The organism is Arthrobacter sp. U41, from assembly GCF_001750145.1.
In the GTDB taxonomy this organism is placed as follows: domain Bacteria; phylum Actinomycetota; class Actinomycetes; order Actinomycetales; family Micrococcaceae; genus Arthrobacter.
On record NZ_CP015732.1, the window covers coordinates 2,040,766 to 2,057,504 of the forward strand.

At 66.9% G+C, this 16,739-nt stretch carries 16 protein-coding genes and 2 riboswitches; of the genes, 12 read left to right on the forward strand and 4 right to left on the reverse strand.

Annotated elements, in window-relative coordinates; genetic code table 11:
* Positions 1 to 4: 4 nt before the first annotated feature.
* On the reverse strand, positions 5 to 238 hold the full coding sequence (locus ASPU41_RS09440; protein ID WP_069950700.1) for a hypothetical protein: 234 nt from the start codon (positions 236 to 238) through the stop codon (positions 5 to 7).
* 178 nt (positions 239 to 416) lie between these two features.
* Between ASPU41_RS09440 and ASPU41_RS09445 the strand changes: the two genes are divergently transcribed.
* Genes ASPU41_RS09445 through ASPU41_RS09455 form a run of 3 tightly spaced genes read left to right on the forward strand, consistent with a single transcriptional unit; the run spans position 417 to position 2,881 of the window.
* The gene (locus ASPU41_RS09445) at positions 417 to 800 is read left to right on the forward strand and encodes a cold-shock protein (protein ID WP_069952600.1); all 384 of its coding nucleotides are present in this window, start codon (positions 417 to 419) and stop codon (positions 798 to 800) included.
* Positions 801 to 809: 9 nt separating this feature from the next.
* The gene (locus tag ASPU41_RS22015) at positions 810 to 1,508 is read left to right on the forward strand and encodes a DUF3027 domain-containing protein (RefSeq protein ID WP_083266446.1); all 699 of its coding nucleotides are present in this window, start codon (positions 810 to 812) and stop codon (positions 1,506 to 1,508) included.
* Positions 1,509 to 1,552: 44 nt separating this feature from the next.
* The gene (locus ASPU41_RS09455; RefSeq protein ID WP_069952601.1) at positions 1,553 to 2,881 is read left to right on the forward strand and encodes an MFS transporter; all 1,329 of its coding nucleotides are present in this window, start codon (positions 1,553 to 1,555) and stop codon (positions 2,879 to 2,881) included.
* 39 nt (positions 2,882 to 2,920) lie between these two features.
* Here ASPU41_RS09455 and serC read toward each other — a convergent pair whose 3' ends face one another.
* A complete protein-coding gene (serC, locus tag ASPU41_RS09460) occupies positions 2,921 to 4,048 on the reverse strand; it encodes a phosphoserine transaminase (RefSeq protein ID WP_069950701.1) in 1,128 nt (375 codons plus the stop codon).
* A gap of 265 nt (positions 4,049 to 4,313) precedes the next feature.
* Between serC and ASPU41_RS09465 the strand changes: the two genes are divergently transcribed.
* The 9 genes from ASPU41_RS09465 (at position 4,314) to ASPU41_RS09505 (ending at position 14,781) form a co-directional block, all read left to right on the forward strand.
* The gene (locus tag ASPU41_RS09465; protein WP_069950702.1) at positions 4,314 to 5,009 is read left to right on the forward strand and encodes a metal-dependent transcriptional regulator; all 696 of its coding nucleotides are present in this window, start codon (positions 4,314 to 4,316) and stop codon (positions 5,007 to 5,009) included.
* Between the two features lie 144 nt (positions 5,010 to 5,153).
* A riboswitch (cyclic di-AMP (ydaO/yuaA leader) is annotated at positions 5,154 to 5,369 on the forward strand.
* A 3-nt stretch (positions 5,370 to 5,372) separates the two neighbouring features.
* Positions 5,373 to 6,194, forward strand: a complete 822-nt coding sequence (locus tag ASPU41_RS09470) for a M23 family metallopeptidase (protein WP_069950703.1) — start codon at positions 5,373 to 5,375, stop codon at positions 6,192 to 6,194.
* A 129-nt stretch (positions 6,195 to 6,323) separates the two neighbouring features.
* Positions 6,324 to 6,501, forward strand: a riboswitch (cyclic di-AMP (ydaO/yuaA leader).
* Between the two features lie 309 nt (positions 6,502 to 6,810).
* Positions 6,811 to 7,554: an NlpC/P60 family protein gene (locus ASPU41_RS09475; protein ID WP_069950704.1), complete on the forward strand. Its 744-nt coding sequence runs from the start codon at positions 6,811 to 6,813 to the stop codon at positions 7,552 to 7,554.
* Between the two features lie 222 nt (positions 7,555 to 7,776).
* Positions 7,777 to 8,277 (forward strand): HNH endonuclease, encoded by a 501-nt coding sequence (locus ASPU41_RS09480; protein ID WP_069952602.1) that lies wholly within the window; start codon positions 7,777 to 7,779, stop codon positions 8,275 to 8,277.
* A 64-nt stretch (positions 8,278 to 8,341) separates the two neighbouring features.
* Complete coding sequence (mobA, locus tag ASPU41_RS09485; RefSeq protein ID WP_069950705.1) at positions 8,342 to 8,998, forward strand: molybdenum cofactor guanylyltransferase; 657 nt, start codon at positions 8,342 to 8,344, stop codon at positions 8,996 to 8,998.
* A gap of 52 nt (positions 8,999 to 9,050) precedes the next feature.
* Positions 9,051 to 9,338, forward strand: a complete 288-nt coding sequence (locus ASPU41_RS09490; RefSeq protein WP_069950706.1) for a DUF6457 domain-containing protein — start codon at positions 9,051 to 9,053, stop codon at positions 9,336 to 9,338.
* Positions 9,335 to 10,702 carry a molybdopterin molybdotransferase MoeA gene (locus ASPU41_RS09495; protein ID WP_069950707.1) on the forward strand — a complete coding sequence of 456 codons (1,368 nt, stop codon included), beginning with the start codon at positions 9,335 to 9,337 and terminating at the stop codon, positions 10,700 to 10,702. The genes ASPU41_RS09490 and ASPU41_RS09495 overlap by 4 nt, the downstream gene beginning before the upstream one ends.
* 76 nt (positions 10,703 to 10,778) lie before the next feature.
* Positions 10,779 to 11,654, forward strand: a complete 876-nt coding sequence (gene fdhD / locus ASPU41_RS09500) for a formate dehydrogenase accessory sulfurtransferase FdhD (protein ID WP_069950708.1) — start codon at positions 10,779 to 10,781, stop codon at positions 11,652 to 11,654.
* A gap of 103 nt (positions 11,655 to 11,757) precedes the next feature.
* Positions 11,758 to 14,781, forward strand: a complete 3,024-nt coding sequence (locus ASPU41_RS09505; RefSeq protein WP_069950709.1) for an alpha-mannosidase — start codon at positions 11,758 to 11,760, stop codon at positions 14,779 to 14,781.
* A 300-nt stretch (positions 14,782 to 15,081) separates the two neighbouring features.
* Here ASPU41_RS09505 and ASPU41_RS09510 read toward each other — a convergent pair whose 3' ends face one another.
* Both ASPU41_RS09510 and ASPU41_RS09515 read right to left on the reverse strand, forming a co-directional pair.
* On the reverse strand, positions 15,082 to 15,804 hold the full coding sequence (locus tag ASPU41_RS09510) for a hypothetical protein (protein WP_069950710.1): 723 nt from the start codon (positions 15,802 to 15,804) through the stop codon (positions 15,082 to 15,084).
* On the reverse strand, positions 15,801 to 16,547 hold the full coding sequence (locus ASPU41_RS09515; RefSeq protein WP_069950711.1) for a hypothetical protein: 747 nt from the start codon (positions 16,545 to 16,547) through the stop codon (positions 15,801 to 15,803). Before ASPU41_RS09515 ends, ASPU41_RS09510 begins: the two co-directional genes overlap by 4 nt.
* Positions 16,548 to 16,739 lie beyond the last annotated feature (192 nt).

A 16,739-nucleotide genomic window follows, 5' to 3' on the forward strand; every position in this document is an offset into this window, starting at 1 on the left:
AACGTTACCTTTCGTCCGGCCGTCGGGTCCGTCGCCGGGCTGCAATTTCGTCGATGACGAGCAGGAGCATGAGCAGGAAAGCCACGGGCAGCCCATAGAGGGCGGTGGAGGTGATCCACACGGGCGACACGGCGTTGTTGAAGGCCATCGCCATCACGACGCCGACGGCCGCGAGCGACAGGACGGCGGCGACGGCCGCAACGATCAACAGCGGCCGCCGGAAACGCAATTCACTCATGGAGCTAACGCTAACAGTCCGGCTTCTCCCGCGCTTCAAACGGCCAAAGTGGGCAAGGCAGGATAACCTTGAGGGAACAGACCAACACGGTCCGGGCAGTCACACCCTGAACCCGCATATCGATGCGGATGCGGTGACCGCCGGCCGTGTCACCAGCAGAACGAAGAAGGTTGATTACGTGCCTACCGGCAAGGTCAAATGGTATGACAAGGAAAAGGGCTTCGGATTCCTCGCAGGCGAGGACGGCCAGGAAGTCTTCCTGCCCAAGTCCGCGCTGCCCGAGGGCGTAACTGAGCTCAAGGCCGGCACCCGGGTCGAATTCGGTGTTGCCGACGGCCGCAAGGGCGCCCAGGCTCTGGGCTTGCGCGTGCTGGACAAGACGCCCTCCATCGCCAAGGCCAAGCGGCCCAGCGCCAGAGATCTCGCCCCGCTGGTGCAGGACCTTGTCTCCGTGCTGGACAACCTGTCCGGGACATTGTCGGCGGGCAAATACCCGGAAGGCAACAAGGGCAGGGCGATCGCCGTCGCCCTGCGTAAGGTTGCCGACGAGCTGGACGCGTAGGTCGCGGCGATGACTCCGGAAACTGATCAGACCCCTTCCCGGACCGCTGGGGACAGCAAGGCCGCCGGTGACAAAAAAGCCGGAACCAAAGAGGGCTCCAAGCCGCGCGCGGGGGTTCCCGTCTGGCGCACCGGCAAGCCCGATGCTTTCCTGGCCGCCGCCGTCGACGTCGCCCGTGCCGCGCTGGAGGAGATCGCCCCCGCCGAGCAGATCGGCAGGCACCTGGCAGCCAAGAGCGAAGGCGACCGCCTGGTCACCCACCTCTTCGGGTCAAAGCTGGCCGGCTACGGCGGCTGGCAGTGGTACGCCGTGCTGACGCGCAACTCAAGGTCGAAGGTCGTTACGGTCGACGAGCTGGGCCTGCTGCCCTCCGAGGACTCGATCCTGGCGCCGGATTGGATCCCGTGGGCCGAACGCGTCCGCCCGGGCGATGAACAGGGCGAGGAGGAACCCGCGGATGCGGTGATCCCGGTGCTCCTGCAGGACGCCGGCGAACCCGGCACTGCCGGTGCTGACTCCGACGAGGAGCCTGACGCTGACTCCGACGAGGAGCCTGAGGATGACTCCGACGACGCCGACGGCAACGCGGACGGTTCCGGCGACGAGTACGACGCCGACGACGTTGACGACGATGACAACGACGACGCAGCTGACAATGACTCCGGAGACGCCCCGGTCGATGAGCTGCCCGCAGCGCAGGCTGACTAGCGGTTGGAACCATCCGGGGCGCTGCACAGTGAGGGCCGGACATGATGTCCACCTTCAAGTCCCTGCATATCCTGAACTACCGGATCTGGTTCATCGGGGCGATCATCTCCAATATCGGGACCTGGATGCAGCGCACTGCCCAGGACTGGTTGGTCTTTGACCACCTGACCGAGCACGACGCGAGCGCCATGGGCATCACCATGGCCCTGCAGCTCGGACCACAGCTCTTCCTCGCACCCGTGGCCGGGCTGGTGGCCGACCGTTTCAACCGTAAACAACTGCTCGTCATGACCCAGTCCGCGATGGCGCTGCTGAGCGCGGGCCTGGGCATCCTTGTGGTGTCCGGGGCCGCCGAACTGTGGCATGTCTACGGCTTCGCCCTGCTGCTCGGCGTCGTCTCCGCCCTCGATGCCCCCGTGCGCCAGACGTTCGTCTCCGAACTGGTCCGCGACGACTACCTCCCCAATGCAGTGGCCCTCAACAGCGCCTCCTTTAACGTGGCCCGGATGATCGGACCCGCAGTCGCCGGCCTCCTCACGGTCGCCGTCGGCCCCGGCTGGGTCTTCCTGATCAACACCCTGACCTTCCTGGCGCTGCTGCTGAGCCTGTGGAGGATTCCCACCGCTTCGCTGCGCCGGCTGCCCCGGGCCGCGGCAGGAAAGGGCCGGATCCGGGAGGGGCTGCGCTACGTGCAGTTCCGGCCGGACATCGTGGTGGTGCTGGTTGCGGTCTTTATCGTCGGCACCCTGGGACTGAATTTTGTCCTGTTCATCGCGGCCATGGTCGGGACGGAATTCGGCCTGGACGCCAGTGCCTTCGGGCTGATGAACTCCATTATGGCCATTGGCTCCGTCGCCGGCGCGCTGCTGTCCGCCGGACGCAAAAAGCCCAGGCTGCGGATCATCTTCGGGGCTGCCGGAGCCTTCGGCGTGACCTCCGGGATCGCCGCGCTGGCCCCGAGCTACTTCTGGTTCGGCGTGGCTCTCGTACCCGTGGGGCTCTTCGCCATCACCATGCTGACCAGCGCCAACGGCTACGTCCAGACCACCACGGACCCCGTGATGCGCGGCCGGGTCATGGCGCTCTACATGGCGATTTTTATGGGTGGCACACCCATCGGGGCGCCGTTCGTGGGTTGGGTCGCGAACGTCGCCGGACCGCGCTGGGCCCTGAGCGTCGCGGCGGCCTCCGGCCTGATCGCGGCCCTGATCGGGCTGGTGTGGATCGTCCGGGCCAGACAACTCCGGATCCGGTTCGACCGCCGCGCCCGCGGGCTGCGGTACTTCCGCGTCGTGTCAGCGGGCCCCCGGAGCGCCGACGGCGCCGACCGGGGACAATACCCGGATGACCCCGTCGACGCCGTCGACAGCTGACCAGCGCTGACGCTTCAGCGCTCGTGTTCGGTGCTGGAGCTACTTTTTCAGCTCGCCCACGACGAAATCGATGCATTCCAACAGCGCGGACACATCGTCGGGCTCGATCGCCACGAAGGTCGCGATGCGGAGCTGGTTGCGGCCCAGCTTGCGGTACGGCTCGGTGTCCACGATGCCGTTGGCGCGGAGCACCTTGGCGATCGCGGCGGCGTCGATGGAGTCGTCGAAGTCGATCGTGGCGATGACGTTGGAACGCTCATCAGCCTTCGCCACGAACGGTGTGGCGTATTCGGAAGCCTCGGCCCAGCGGTAGATGCGGCCGGCGGAATCCGCGGTCCGTGACGAGGCGAAGTCCAGCCCGCCGCTCGCGTTGAGCCACTGCACCTGGGCGTCCAGGGTGACGAGCGTGGCCAGCGCCGGGGTGTTGTAGGTCTGGTTCAGCCGCGAGTTGTCAATCGCCGTCTGGAGGTCCAGGAAGTCCGGGATCCAGCGTCCGCCGGCCTTGATCCGCGCCGCGCGCTCCAGCGCTGCCGGGGAGAACAAGCCAAGCCACAGGCCGCCGTCGGAAGCGAAGTTCTTCTGCGGGGCGAAGTAATAGACGTCCGCCTCAGCGACGTCAACGTCAAGCCCGCCGGCAGCGGAGGTGGCGTCCACCAGGACGAGGGAGCCCGCATCGGCGCCGGCCACGCGCTGGACCGGAGCGGCCACGCCTGTGGACGTCTCGTTCTGCGGCCAGGCGTAAACATCGACGCCGGCCTCGGCCCGGGCTGACGGGCGCGTGCCCGGCTCGGACTTGATGATGGAGGAGTCCGCCAGGAACGGTGCCTTGTTGGTGGCGGAGGCGAACTTCGAACCAAACTCGCCGAAGGACAGGTGCTGCGCCTTGTTTTCCACCAGGCCGAAGCTGGCGATGTCCCAGAACGCGGTCGAACCGCCGACGCCCAGGATGACCTCGTAGCCCTCGGGGGCGCGGAAGAACTGGCTGAGCCCGTTCCGGACCGATCCCACGAGGTTCTTCACCGGCGCCTGGCGGTGGGACGTTCCGAGCAGCTTCGATGCTGCGGCGAGGGCCTCCAGCTGTTCAGGACGGACCTTGGAAGGTCCGGCGCCGAACCGGCCGTCCTTGGGAAGGAGGTTTGCGGGAATCGTGATGCTGGTGTCGCTCACAGTGGCTCCAATTTTCGGCAGGTACAAAGTGTGGCTTGGGAGGTGGTCCGGCAGGGTCGCTGCGGCGGAGCCTGTCGTTTCATTCTGCCTGACTGCCCGGCGGGGGAGGCAAAAGAGCCCGTCACAGTCCGGTCATTGAGATTATCCGGAGTAATTCAAAATAGGCTAAGCTGGCCTGCGAACGTACGGCGGTCCCCGCCAGGGCGCCAGCAGCACGCGGTACGGTCGGAATCACGCAAGGACGGCGCCCGAGGAGCTGAGCTGAATGACGGATCTGATCGATACAACCGAGATGTATCTTCGGACCATTCTGGAACTTGAAGAAGAAAACATCGTCGCCCTCCGCGCCCGCATCGCCGAGCGGCTGCGCCACTCCGGCCCCACTGTTTCCCAGACAATTGGCCGCATGGAGCGCGACGGTCTGGTGGTTGTTTCCGGCGACCGGCACCTTGAACTGACAGAAACCGGCCGGAAACGTGCCATCGAAGTCATGCGCAAGCACCGCCTGGCCGAACGGCTGCTGGCCGACGTCATCGGGCTCGACTGGGCGTACGTCCACGAGGAAGCCTGCCGCTGGGAACATGTCATGAGCGAGCGGGTGGAGCGGCGGATTTTCGAACTGCTCAACCATCCCACCGTCTCGCCCTACGGCAACCCGATTCCCGGCCTCGCCGAACTGGGCGGCCTGCCCTCCCAGCCCTACGCGGACGGCGTCGTGAACCTGCTCGAGGCCATGGCCGGGTACGGGCCGGACTCCAGGGTCACGGTCAGCCGGCTCGCCGAGCCCATCCAGGTGGAGCCGGAACTGCTCGTCCAGCTCGACGAGGGCGGCATCCGTCCCGGCGCACTGGTGTCGCTGGAGCGCGTGGGGGAGTACATCTCGGTGCGGGTCCCCGATATCGAAGGCGCATTGGAGCTCCCGCCCGAGGTTGCTGCCCACGTCTTCGTTACCGTCGACTAACCGGCGCTGACTGTCCACTCATGGGATGACCCATGAGTTGTGCACAGGTTGGATAACGGATTTATCTCTGGGCGGCTTAATCGCCTATAGTTGATCACTAACACCGATACCAAAGCGTTACCTGATCCGAGCCGAGCTCTGCCAGCGGATCAGTCGCAGAATCACCTTTCTGGCAGGGGCGGGGGAACCACTTCCGGCTGTTCAACAGCCTTGGGGTGAAGTCCGTCAGCGGCAAGCACACTCCACCGAGGGACTTTTTGGCTGCCTCTGTGCCTGGATGCTTGCTTACGGCGGACCGGGTCTTTGATCTCTCTGACCCGAATCCGACAGCTAACTTCGCAGGCTCTCCAGAGAGGAACGTTTTTGACCACCCAGACCGCCAGGGGCCGCCGTCGTGCGACCGGCCCTGCTCCGGAGCCCCGTCCGGCCGCCGCCGTCCTGGCAGACCGCCCACGCGACGTGCACCGCGACGAACGCCGAGGCCGCCGCAGCCCGTTCCGCCAGGTAACAGAATTTGCTGCCGCCAGCGGCGTTGGGCAAAAGGCCGGCATTGCCCTGGCCGCCACGGGACTGGTCCTCACCGTCACCGTCCCCGCTACGGGCCCTGTTTTGGCTACCGATGCCGGCTCCGCCTCGGGTTCCATCTCGGCCGCGGTCCAGCCGGACGTCACCGCCGCCGAAGCCAAGATCGACTTCAACCGCACCGCCGTCACCACCCAGGGTGACCCGGACGGAAAGCTCAAGCAGTTGCTGAGCGCCCAGTCCGTCGGCTCGATCACCCGGGCAGCCTCCGCGGGCAGCCTCGGAGCACCCCTTGCCCAGTTGAAAACCGCGTCACCCTTCGGATACCGGGTCAGCCCCATCACCGGAGGCTCCGGGGAGTTCCACCGCGGTCAGGACTACGCCGCCCAGTGCGGCACAGGCATCCTGGCTGCCGCCAGCGGCACCGTTACCTTCACCGGATGGCATCCCTACGGCGGAGGGAACCGGGTCGTGATCGACCACGGCAACGGCCTGGAGACCACGTACAACCACCTGTCCTCAGCCAGCGTCAAGGTGGGCCAGCAGGTCTCCCGGGGCGACGTTGTGGCGCTGAGCGGCACCACGGGCGCCTCCACGGGCTGCCACCTCCATTTTGAGGTCATGGTCAACGGCGAAGTCGTTGACCCGACCGGCTGGCTGTAACAAAGCTGATGGGACGCTCTCGCATTCTCGTGACACTCCGTGATCTGAATGTGACATTGACTCTTAACTGCTGTACCGTTTGACCTACGCCAACTTTTCCGAAGTTGGCGCTCTTGAGTGGATTGCCTAACTCTGCCACCGCTCAAGGTCCTTTCGCATTACATCGTCTGGCAGGGGCGGGGGAACCAATTTTGGTCTTCGCAAGAAGGCCTTGGGGTTAAGTCGCAAAGCTTCCCAGGAAGCAGCGCGGCCGGGTGACTCCCATCCGAATCCGACAGCTCACCTCGTAGGCATTGGGAGAGGCTACTTTCGTGTCTTCACGCCACAATGCTGCGCATCACCGCGCTTGCGCGGCTCTTACGAGCCCGCTGAAATCCAACGTCCGTGTCGCCCTTCGTGGTGCCCGGAACGGATTTCGCGCGGCCGACTCAATCTCTGCCGAGTCCGGCCCGCAGGCCAAGCACCTGCACGCAGTTCCCGCTTTTGGCGCGTCTTCGCAGTACACCCTTCGCTAAGTAACCCATTTCGGGGCGATCCGGCGTACCCCCAAGATGCCGGAGCGTCCTCAGCCTGCGCCCAAAAGGCGCGGACCCAGGATCACGAAAGAGAGAACTTAATGACTACTCGTGCAAACGCACGGCACCGCGCCGAGGTCACCAAGACCAACTCGCTGGCCGTCATTGCCAAGGCTGTCGGCGACAACGCCGGCGGCATGGGTCGCCAGGCCGCAGTTATCGCTGCCGCTTCCGGCCTCGTCCTGACCAGCGGTATCGCAGCCAACGCTGCCGAGGCCAACGTCCAGCGGGAATCCACCTCCGCTTCCACGCTCGAAGTCCAGTCGGCCGCCCCGGCGACCATCTCGGCTGCTTCCACCATCGCGATCTCCTACGAGAAGCCGGCTGTCACCACCACCCCGGCCCCCGTTGTCGAGGCCCCGAAGCCGGTCGTCAAGGTCCAGGAAGCCCCCGCGGCGAAGACCGTCACCACCAAGACCGCCAGCACCCAGGTAGGCGCCACCGCGCCCGCCAGCGCCCCGGCCGCGACCATCGCCGCGGCTGCCTACGCCCAGATCGGTGTCGGCCAGGACTGCACCGCACTCGCCACGAACGCCCTGGCTGCTGCGGGCATCAACTACCACGGCTGGCCGGCAGGTTACCTGTCCCTCGGCCGCACCGTGAGCGCCGGAGAGGCACGCTCCGGCGACCTCGCGTACTACCAGAACGGTGGCGCCGGCCTGGCCCACATCGCTGTTTACGTCGGCAACGGCATGGCCGTTCACGGCGGCTGGAACGGCGGGACCACATCCCTGCAGAGCGTCAACGTCGGCTCCGGCCCGGTCTTCATCCGCGTCGGCGGCTAAGACAGCAGCTAAAAGCACCACAAAGGACCCCCGCCACTCGGCGGGGGTCCTTTGCGTTGCCGCAAGATGAACTTCAGCCGGCACAGCCGGCGGCCGGCAAAAAAAGATTCGGTGAAACGGCACCTCCGTGTTTACTCTTGTTTTGTCGATCCATAGCCCGACCATGCAGAGGGCAGCCGGCCCTCGTGCCACTGGCGGGTGCGGCCGTGAAGAGGTATGCGGATGCGCACTCTCGTTCTGAATGCTGGATATGAACCGCTGGCGGTTGTGACCTTCCGCCGGGCGCTCGTCCTTGTGCTGACCGGAAAGGCCAGCGTCGTGGCGGAAGGCGACGATCCTGTCGTCGGGCCGCAGGACGTCCTTGGCCGGCCCTCGGTGATTCTTTTGCACCGTTACATCAGGCCCCGGTACAACACCATAACGGCGGTCAGCCGCCGCGGTGTGCTGCGCCGGGACGGACACCGTTGCGCCTACTGCGGCAAAGCCGCCCACACCATCGATCACATCCAGCCCAAATCCAGGGGCGGTGCGGATTCCTGGGAAAACCTCGTCGCGGCCTGCCTGCGCTGCAACAACGCCAAAGGCGACCACACCCCGGGGGAAATGGGGTGGAAGCTCAGCTTCAGCCCTGCGCCCCCACGGGGAACAACCTGGCAGATCAAGGAGCTGGAGAAGCCGACCCCGGCCTGGGACCCTTTCCTGCTGCCGGAATCAGCTGCCTGAAACGGCCCGCCGCGCCTGGCCATCGGTGCCTGGCCGCCGGCCCGGACCGCGCTAGGCTGGGCCGGTGGAATTTGATGCTGTCATTCTCGCCGGGGGGAGGTCCTCCCGCCTGGGGGGTGTGCCCAAGGGCGGTCTGCTGCACGACGGCGCCACCCTGCTGGAGCGTGCCCTCCGGGCCGCCCGCGGTGCGGCGGCAACCGCCGTCGTCGGGCCCGACCCGGGGAATCTGCCGGAAGGTGTGCTGAGCTGCCGGGAGGACCCGCCGTTTGCCGGACCCGCTGCCGCCATCGCGGCAGGACTCGCCGCCCTCGAACGGCACCGGGGCCGGGATCCCCTTCACCGGACTGCCGCCCCCTATACCCTCGTCCTCGCCTGCGACATGCCACGGGCCGGCGCCGCCGTCCGGGCGCTGCTGGAGGCGGCCGCGGAAGGCGCGCCGGAGGACGGGCTGGCGGCGGTGTCCGCCGACGGACGCCGGCAACCCCTGGTGGGTTTATATAACACGGCCGCGCTACAACGCAGGACTGCGGAAGCGGCCCAACGGGGCGCGCTCGAAAATGCCTCGGTATTCGCCCTTCTTGCTAGGCTGGAGGTGCGGGAAGTCAACGTCCCCGCAGGGTCCACGGACGATGTGGATACCTGGGACGATGCCTCCGCATTAGGGGTGACCCGCCCTCCCGGCGGTCATGGCAGCGACAGCCACGACCGCGGCAGCCAGTGATCTGGCGTCCGGCCCGGGACTCCCCAGCTGAACTCGACCTTGGAGGCAAACGGTGAAAAGCCAGGATGAAACATTGGAAGACTGGTGCCGTGCCCTGCTTCAGGCCCTGGAACTGGAAGACGTCGAGGTTGACGTGAACGAGATCCTGGCCCTGGCCGGTGTGGCGGCGCACTCCATTGTGCGCCCTGCCGCTCCCTTGACGACGTTCATCGCCGGCTTCGCGGCAGGCCTGGCCTCCGGCTCCGGACAGGCCACGGATGCCGTCTCGATGCAGGCAGCGATGGGCGTAGCCCGCAAACTCGCCACGGACTACGCAGCCAGCGAAGCCCCCGGGGCATGACACCTGCGCCCCACCGGCACCTTGCACACACCTGGCAGGAAGCCTGGCAGCTGGCCTTCGACTGCGCATCTCCCATCCCCGCCGCCCCTGTCGCCCTCCGCGAGGCCCTGGGACGGACACTCGCCGCGGATGTCGAGGCGCTCGTTGACCTGCCGCACTACGCCTCCTCCGCCATGGACGGCTGGGCCGTCAACGGCAGCGGACCCTGGATCCTCGCGGAACCCGGCCAGCGGCTGGCTCCCCATCAGGCCAGTCCGATCGTCACGGGCGGACTGATTCCTCCCGGGGCGAAGGCCGTGCTCCGCAGCGAAAGCGGCACCATCGGCAGCGATGAGGACGGTCTGCCGGTCCTGCTGCTCGCCGGCGCCGCCAAGCCCGGCGAGCCGCGAAACGGCGAGCACATCCGGAAGGCCGGAGAGGAAGCCGCCGCCGGCGATGTTCTGATCAAAAGCGGTACCCTGCTCAACCCCGCCCACCTGGCCCTCGCGGCCGTCGCCGGCCACGACGCCCTCCCGGTGCTGGGCAAAGCCCTGGTCCGACTGGTGTTCACCGGCTCCGAGGTGGTCACCGCGGGGATTCCGCAGCCGGGGGAAGTGCGGGACACCTTCGGTCCCCAGCTCGCCGGCGTCGTGGAGATGCTCGGGGGAATCTGCGCCGGTGAAACGAAAATTGGCGACAGCTACGCTGAATGGCTCGCGGCGCTCGAGGACACCGACCCGGCGGAGGGCATCGGGGCAGCAGCCGCGGGGCAGTTCCTGGCGCGTTCCGCCGCTGAGCTGCTGCCGGCCGACGTGGTCATCACCACGGGCGGCACCGGTCCGTCCGGCACGGACCACCTGCGGCGTTCGGTCGCCGAGCTCGGCGGACGCCTGCTCATCGACGGTATCGCCATGCGGCCCGGCCATCCGGCCGTCCTCGCTGAACTGCCGGACGGCAGGTTCATCATCGGGCTGCCGGGCAACCCGCTCGCGGCCATGATGGCGTTGTCAACCATCGGGGCCCCGCTCCTGGCGGCGCTGGGGCACCGGAGCCTGCCTCCCGTCACCGAGGTTCCCTGCGGCGCCATGATCGAACCGGACCCCGGCCGGACCCGGCTGATGCCGTTCCGGCTCCTCTACGGTATGGCCTCCCCGGCCCGGCACACCGGCCCGGGCATGATGCGCGGGCTGGCCGCAGCCGACGGCGTCCTGGTGGTCCCGCCGCATGGAGTGCAGCTGGGGGAACTTGTCCCCGCCTTCGCCCTTCCCTGGGGTGCCGCCCTTCCGGACCTCGCCGCGGGGAAGGACAAGCCTGCCCCGAAACGGACCGCCCGGAAGCCCGCCGGTACCGGCGGCTCCGTGGACTGGAGTGAATTGCTGGGGTAGTGCCCGGTCTTGAACGCGCGCTGGCCACCCGGCCAAGTGCTTGCCATGATGGAATTATGTTGGTTAGGAGTACCTGATGGGCCGCGTCACGCAGCGCCGCAAGGTGCACAAATATGTCCTGGACGGATCGCCCCAGGCTCTCGAGTTCCCGGTCCGGCACCGGGAGGACGTACTCGCCGTTGAGGAGCCGCTGGAGATCCGGCTCGACCGCCTTTCCTTCTCCGTCACCATGCGGACCCCGGGGAACGATTTTGACCTGGTGGCGGGCTTCCTCGTCTCCGAAGGCATCATCTGGAGCCCCGAACAGCTCGTTTCGCTGCGGTTTTGCGCGGGGGAGGACGAGGACGGCGTCCAGACCTTCAACGTGGTGGAGGCCCAGCTGAGGCCCGACGTCGTCCGGCCGGACACCGGGCGGAACGTGTTCACCTCCAGCTCCTGCGGCATCTGCGGCACGGATTCCATTGAAGCCGTGCACAAGTCCTCGCATTTCAGCCCGGCAGAGGACCCGCTGATGGTCCCAATCACCACCCTCGCGTCCCTCCCGGACCGGCTCCGGGAAGCCCAGGCCGTCTTCGACGTCACCGGCGGCGTGCATGCCGCCGGCCTGTTCCGGATCGCTGACGACGGTTCCGCCGAACTGCTGTGCGTGCGCGAGGACGTGGGCCGCCACAATGCCGTGGACAAGGTGGTCGGCTGGGCCCTCCGCGAAGGTATGCTGCCGCTGCGCGGAACCGTGCTCCAGGTCTCCGGGCGGGCGTCCTTTGAACTGGTGCAGAAGGCGGCCCTGGCCGGCATCCCCGTCCTGGCCGCGGTCAGCGCGCCGTCGAGCCTGGCTGTCGAACTGGCCGAGGCGAGCGGCATCACGCTGGCCGGGTTCAGCCGCGGCACGTCGCTGAATGTGTATGCGGGCCAGACCCGCGTGGGCGGGGTGCCCGCACCCGTAGGTGGGTAGCGTCCGCCGGATCCCCCTTGGTTTGGGGCCAGCGGCGCCGTAAGTTTTATCCATCGATTGGACGCCTTTCTGCGTCATTCACGCCAGCGCTAAGAGGGACACATTGCACGACGACCGCCGTCTCACGGAAGTCCGGCTTGACCGTTTTGTTCGCGAACGCATCGTCCCCGCGGTCTATCCGCGCAGCGTGCCGCTCACCCTGAGCAGCTGGGATGTCCCGGATGAACCGGTGCCGGCACTGGAGGCTCTCAAGCAGCAGTTCACGCCGCAGGAGCACGGTGCTGCCTGGGGGCGGCCGTGGAGCACCAAATGGTTGCGCCTGCAGGGGCAGGTCCCGGACGCCTGGGGCACGGCGGCGGACACCTCAGTGGAAATCATCGTGGATCTGGGTTTCAGCGGCGACCTTCCCGGCTTTCAATGCGAAGGAATCGCCTGGCGGCCGGACGGTACGATCGTGAAAGCCATCTCCCCGCGCAACCAGTACATCCCGCTGAAGCTCCTGGGCAGCGGGATGTCCGTCGATTTTTACGTGGAGGCGGCCGCCAACCCCGATCTGTCGCAGGGGTGGACCTTCGCAGCCACGCCGTACGGCGACAAAGCGACCTCGGGCAACGAACCCAAATACCGGCTCGGCAGGATCCTCATCGCCGAACTCAACCAGACCGTCTGGGAACTGCAACAGGACATCTGGACCCTCAACGGACTCATGCACGAACTGCCGATGGAACTGCCCCGCCGGCACGAAATCCTGCGCGCGCTGGAACGGATGCTGGACGTCATGGATCCCGATGACGTACCGGGCACGGCAGGCGCGGGACGTGAGGCCCTCGCCGGGGTCCTGGCCCGGCCGGCCTACGCCTCGGCACACCACCTGCTGGCCACCGGACACGCCCACATCGACTCCGCCTGGCTCTGGCCGGTCCGCGAAACCATCCGCAAATGCGCCCGCACCTTCTCCAACGTGGTGGCGCTGATGGACGAGGATCCCGGGTTCGTGTTTTCCTGCTCCTCGGCCCAGCAGCTCGACTGGATCAAGGAGCTGTATCCGGAGCTTTTCGGGCGGATCCGGGAGAAGGTCAAAACCGGCCAGTTTGTCCTCGTGGGCGGCATGTGGGTCGAGTCGGACACCAACATGCCCGGCGGCGAGGCCATTGCCCGCCAGTTCCTGGAGGGAAAGAGCTTTTTCCTGGCCGAATTCGGCGTCGAATGTGAGGAAGCGTGGCTCCCGGACACCTTCGGCTATTCGGCTGCCATGCCGCAGATCGTCAAGTCCGCGGGCAGCAAGTGGTTCCTGACCCAGAAGATCTCCTGGAACCAGGTCAACCGGATGCCGCACCACAGCTTCAACTGGGAAGGCATTGACGGCACCCGGGTCTTCACGCATTTCCCGCCGGTGGACAGCTACAGCTCCGAACTCAGCGGACGGGAGCTCGCCCACGCCGAGCGGAATTACCGGGACCACGGCCGCGGCACCACCTCGCTGGTGCCGTTTGGCTACGGCGACGGCGGCGGCGGACCCACCCGGGAGATGCTGGCGGCGGCGCGCCGCACCGCGGACCTCGAGGGATCGCCGAAGGTGGAGCTCGGCTCGGCCGCGACCTTCTTCGCCCGGGCCGAGGCCGAGTACGAAGCGCTGCCCGTCTGGGTTGGTGAGATGTACCTTGAACTTCACCGCGGCACGTACACCAGCCAGGCGAGGACCAAACTGGGCAACCGGCGCAGCGAACACCTGCTGCGGGAGGCCGAACTCTGGTGCGCCACGGCCGCCGTGCGCACCGGGTTCAGCTACCCGGCGGCAGAGCTCAAGCGGCTCTGGCGTTTGGTGCTGCTGCAGCAGTTCCACGACATCCTCCCGGGCAGCTCCATCGCGTGGGTGCACCAGGACGCCGAGCGGAACTACGCCGCCGTCGGCAGCCAACTGGAGGCGATCATCGCCGACGCCGCCGGTGCGTTGCTGGGTGCCGGGGACACCGATTTCCTGCTCAACGCCGCCCCGCACCGGCGCGCCGGCGTCGCCCCGCTCGGCGCGGCCGAGCCGGTCATTGCCGGTCAGCCGGTGCTGGCCACCGAGGAGGGCGGCGGCTTCATACTGGACAACGGGATCATCCGCGCCGTCATCAACGCCGAGGGCCTGCTGGAATCCCTGGTCGACTATGCCAGCGGGCGAGACGCGATCGCTCCCGGGCAGTACGGGAACCTGCTGGAGCTTCACCGGGACACCCCCAACGAATGGGATGCCTGGGACATCGACGCCTTCTACCGCCGCAACGTCGTCCGGCTGACCGCCGCGCGCTCGCTGGCGGTGGAACGCAGCGGCCGGGACGCCGCCGTCGTGGTGGAACGGCTGGCAGGCGCTTCAGCGGTGACACAGCGGATCTCGCTGGAGGCAGGTGCCGGTTCGCTGGCGATTTCGACCGCGGTGGACTGGCAGGAAAGCGAAAAGCTGCTCAAGCTCGGATTCGCGCTCGATGTCCGGGCGGACCGCTCGGCGTCGGAGACCCAGTTCGGCCATGTGTTCCGCCCGACGCATCTCAACACCTCCTGGGAGGCGGCGAAGTTCGAGATCTGCGCCCACCGGTGGATCCATGTCGCCGAGCCCGGCTACGGGGTGGCGGTGTCCAACTCATCAACGTACGGCCATGACGTCACCCGGAATATCCGGGAGGACGACGGCGGGACGACCACCACCGTGCGGCTCTCGCTGCTGCGCGCGCCCAAGTTCCCGGACCCGGGGGCTGACCGGGGCCGGCACGAATTGAACGTGACTATCCGGCCAGGTGCCAGCATCGCTGACGCCGTCGAAGAGGGCTACCGCACGAACCTGGCGCCGCGGGTGCTCACGGGCGCCCACGGCGCGGAACCGCTCCTGACGGTTTCCAACCCGGCCCTGGTCGTGGAAGCCGTGAAGCTGGCCGAAGATGGCTCGGGCGATGTGATCGTGCGGATCTATGAATCACTGGGGGAGCGGTCCGCCGGGATCGTGGGCGCCAACTTCGCTGTCCGCGGCGTCCATTCCGTGGATCTGCTGGAGCGTGCGGCGGCTGCACCGGGCGTGACTGCGGCGGGGGACTCGGCGGAACTGGCGCTGCGGCCTTTCCAGCTGGTGACGCTGAGGTTCCTGCGCTGAGGCCGTGGTCCCGGCCTGGGCGCTGGGCGGCTTGGCCGGCCCGTCCGGCCGGCCGGCCCGGAAACGGGCCGTTAAACAGGCTGAGTGGGAGCGGTCCAGTTGGACCGCTACCACTCAGCCCCCCAATGGCGCTCGGGCGGCTGCCTCGGCTCCGCACGGTTTGTCCCCGTCCACGAAGCAACTGCCGCTTTCACACATTCATGATTCTCTCATGATCTAATGATTTTGTGAATGTCAATCCGGGGTTCTTACGTAATGTTGCCTGAGCGTTACCTGATGTGTCCGCGGGTGACCTTCCGGTCACGATAGTTTGCGCTCTCTGCGTCCGGCCACGATCTTCGACAGCCAGATTACCGCCAGCCCCACCACGAGGCACAGAATGGCGGTGTAGTTGAGGACGAACCGCAGGTATGCCAGCGACTCAGGAATCACCGGGGACAGGAGGCTTAAGGTAATGGCAACGGAACCAAGTGCCAGCAACGCAGCGCCGAGCCGCACGAGGCCAGGCAGGCTGCTGCGGACCGTCCGCACCATGGCAGGAAAGAGGGCAAGTGTGATGTACGCGGGATAAAGGCGCCCGGCGGCTCCGTAGTACTCCACGAGCGCCGCATTGCGCGCATCCTTGTCATAGACCGCGATCAATCCGGCGGACGAACCCGCCGTATCCATCATGAGGAAGACCACCACCACCGCCACCGATGCAACTCCCGCGAACGCGATTCCGGGCGGGCCGGTGATAAGCCGCAGTGCGTCGTCGGCGCTAAAAGCCCGCGCGATTCTGAGCCCGAGCGCGAAGATGGTGCCGAAGATAATGAAGCGCAGAATCAGGTTGGCAAGGTTCATGTCGCCCAGGACGCCGTCGACGGCCAGGTACGGCGCCTCTATGCTCAAGATGATGGCCACCGTCATGAACGCGTAGACGAAGAACAGCGACCTGTTCTCACCCCGCAGGGCGCCGGGAATCCGCGCGATCGCGACGAGGCCGCAGACCGCCAATGTGGTCCACTGCAGGATCGCGATCATCCGAGGTTCTCCCATATCTTTTTAGTCTGTTCGTGTTCGTGTTCCTGGCGGCGCAGGGTTTTGCCGAGGGACTGCAACCGCTCGCCGGCCAGGGCTGTTAGTTCACCGTCGGTGAGGGCGTCCAGGGCGGCTTGCCTGGCCGCCGGAGGCCAGCCGGCCTCGAATTCTGTGATCAAGCCCGTGGCGACAAGTCCGCCAGTGAAGCCTACGCCAGCGGCGCGTGCGGTCGCGACCGCCAGCTCGGGGGAGAGCCTGTTGGCGGTCAACTGGGCCGAGTAGTTCTGCGGGGCGACCCCGGTGGCGGCGGAGACCCGGTGCCGCAACTCGCCGTCGTCGATCGAGTCCACCCAGTTCCGGACCGAGGTGGCGTGCGGTGCGGGGCCCAGCGCCGGCGTAAACGAGCTGCCGTCATCTCCGAAGCCGCCGAAGGCCGGGGACGAACGGGAAATGACCGCGCGCAGCAAATCCATGGTGGCAATTTGGCTGACCAGCTCGGCAGCGGTCGGCGGCCGCGGCTGCCCCGCCAGCTCGGCGAAAGTGTCGAAAGAAGCCAGTTCCGCCAGCGGACTCAGGTGCAGGGCCCGGCTGATGCTGACGAGGGTGGTTTCCGCGACTTTTCCGCGAACCAGCTGCTGGGCGAGCGTGGTGCGCTTGATCCCGGAGATCCTGCAGATGTCGGCCGTGCTCGCGGTGGGGGCGACGACATGGAGCCAGTGTTGAAACGCCTTGGCGGGTAAGGGCATTTATGGCTTTCTGCGGAGTCGAATGGACGTGCGGTGTTTGACGTTCAGTGGAGCGCTGACTGGTTGATTTTACGTCAGGTCCTGATTCAACTATGCTAAATGTTCGAACCCGCTGGTCCGTACACCCCCCAAGTCCGGACCGGCGGGTTCTTCTATGCCCGGCGGCTGTGGGCCGCCCGAACCGCCCCTCCG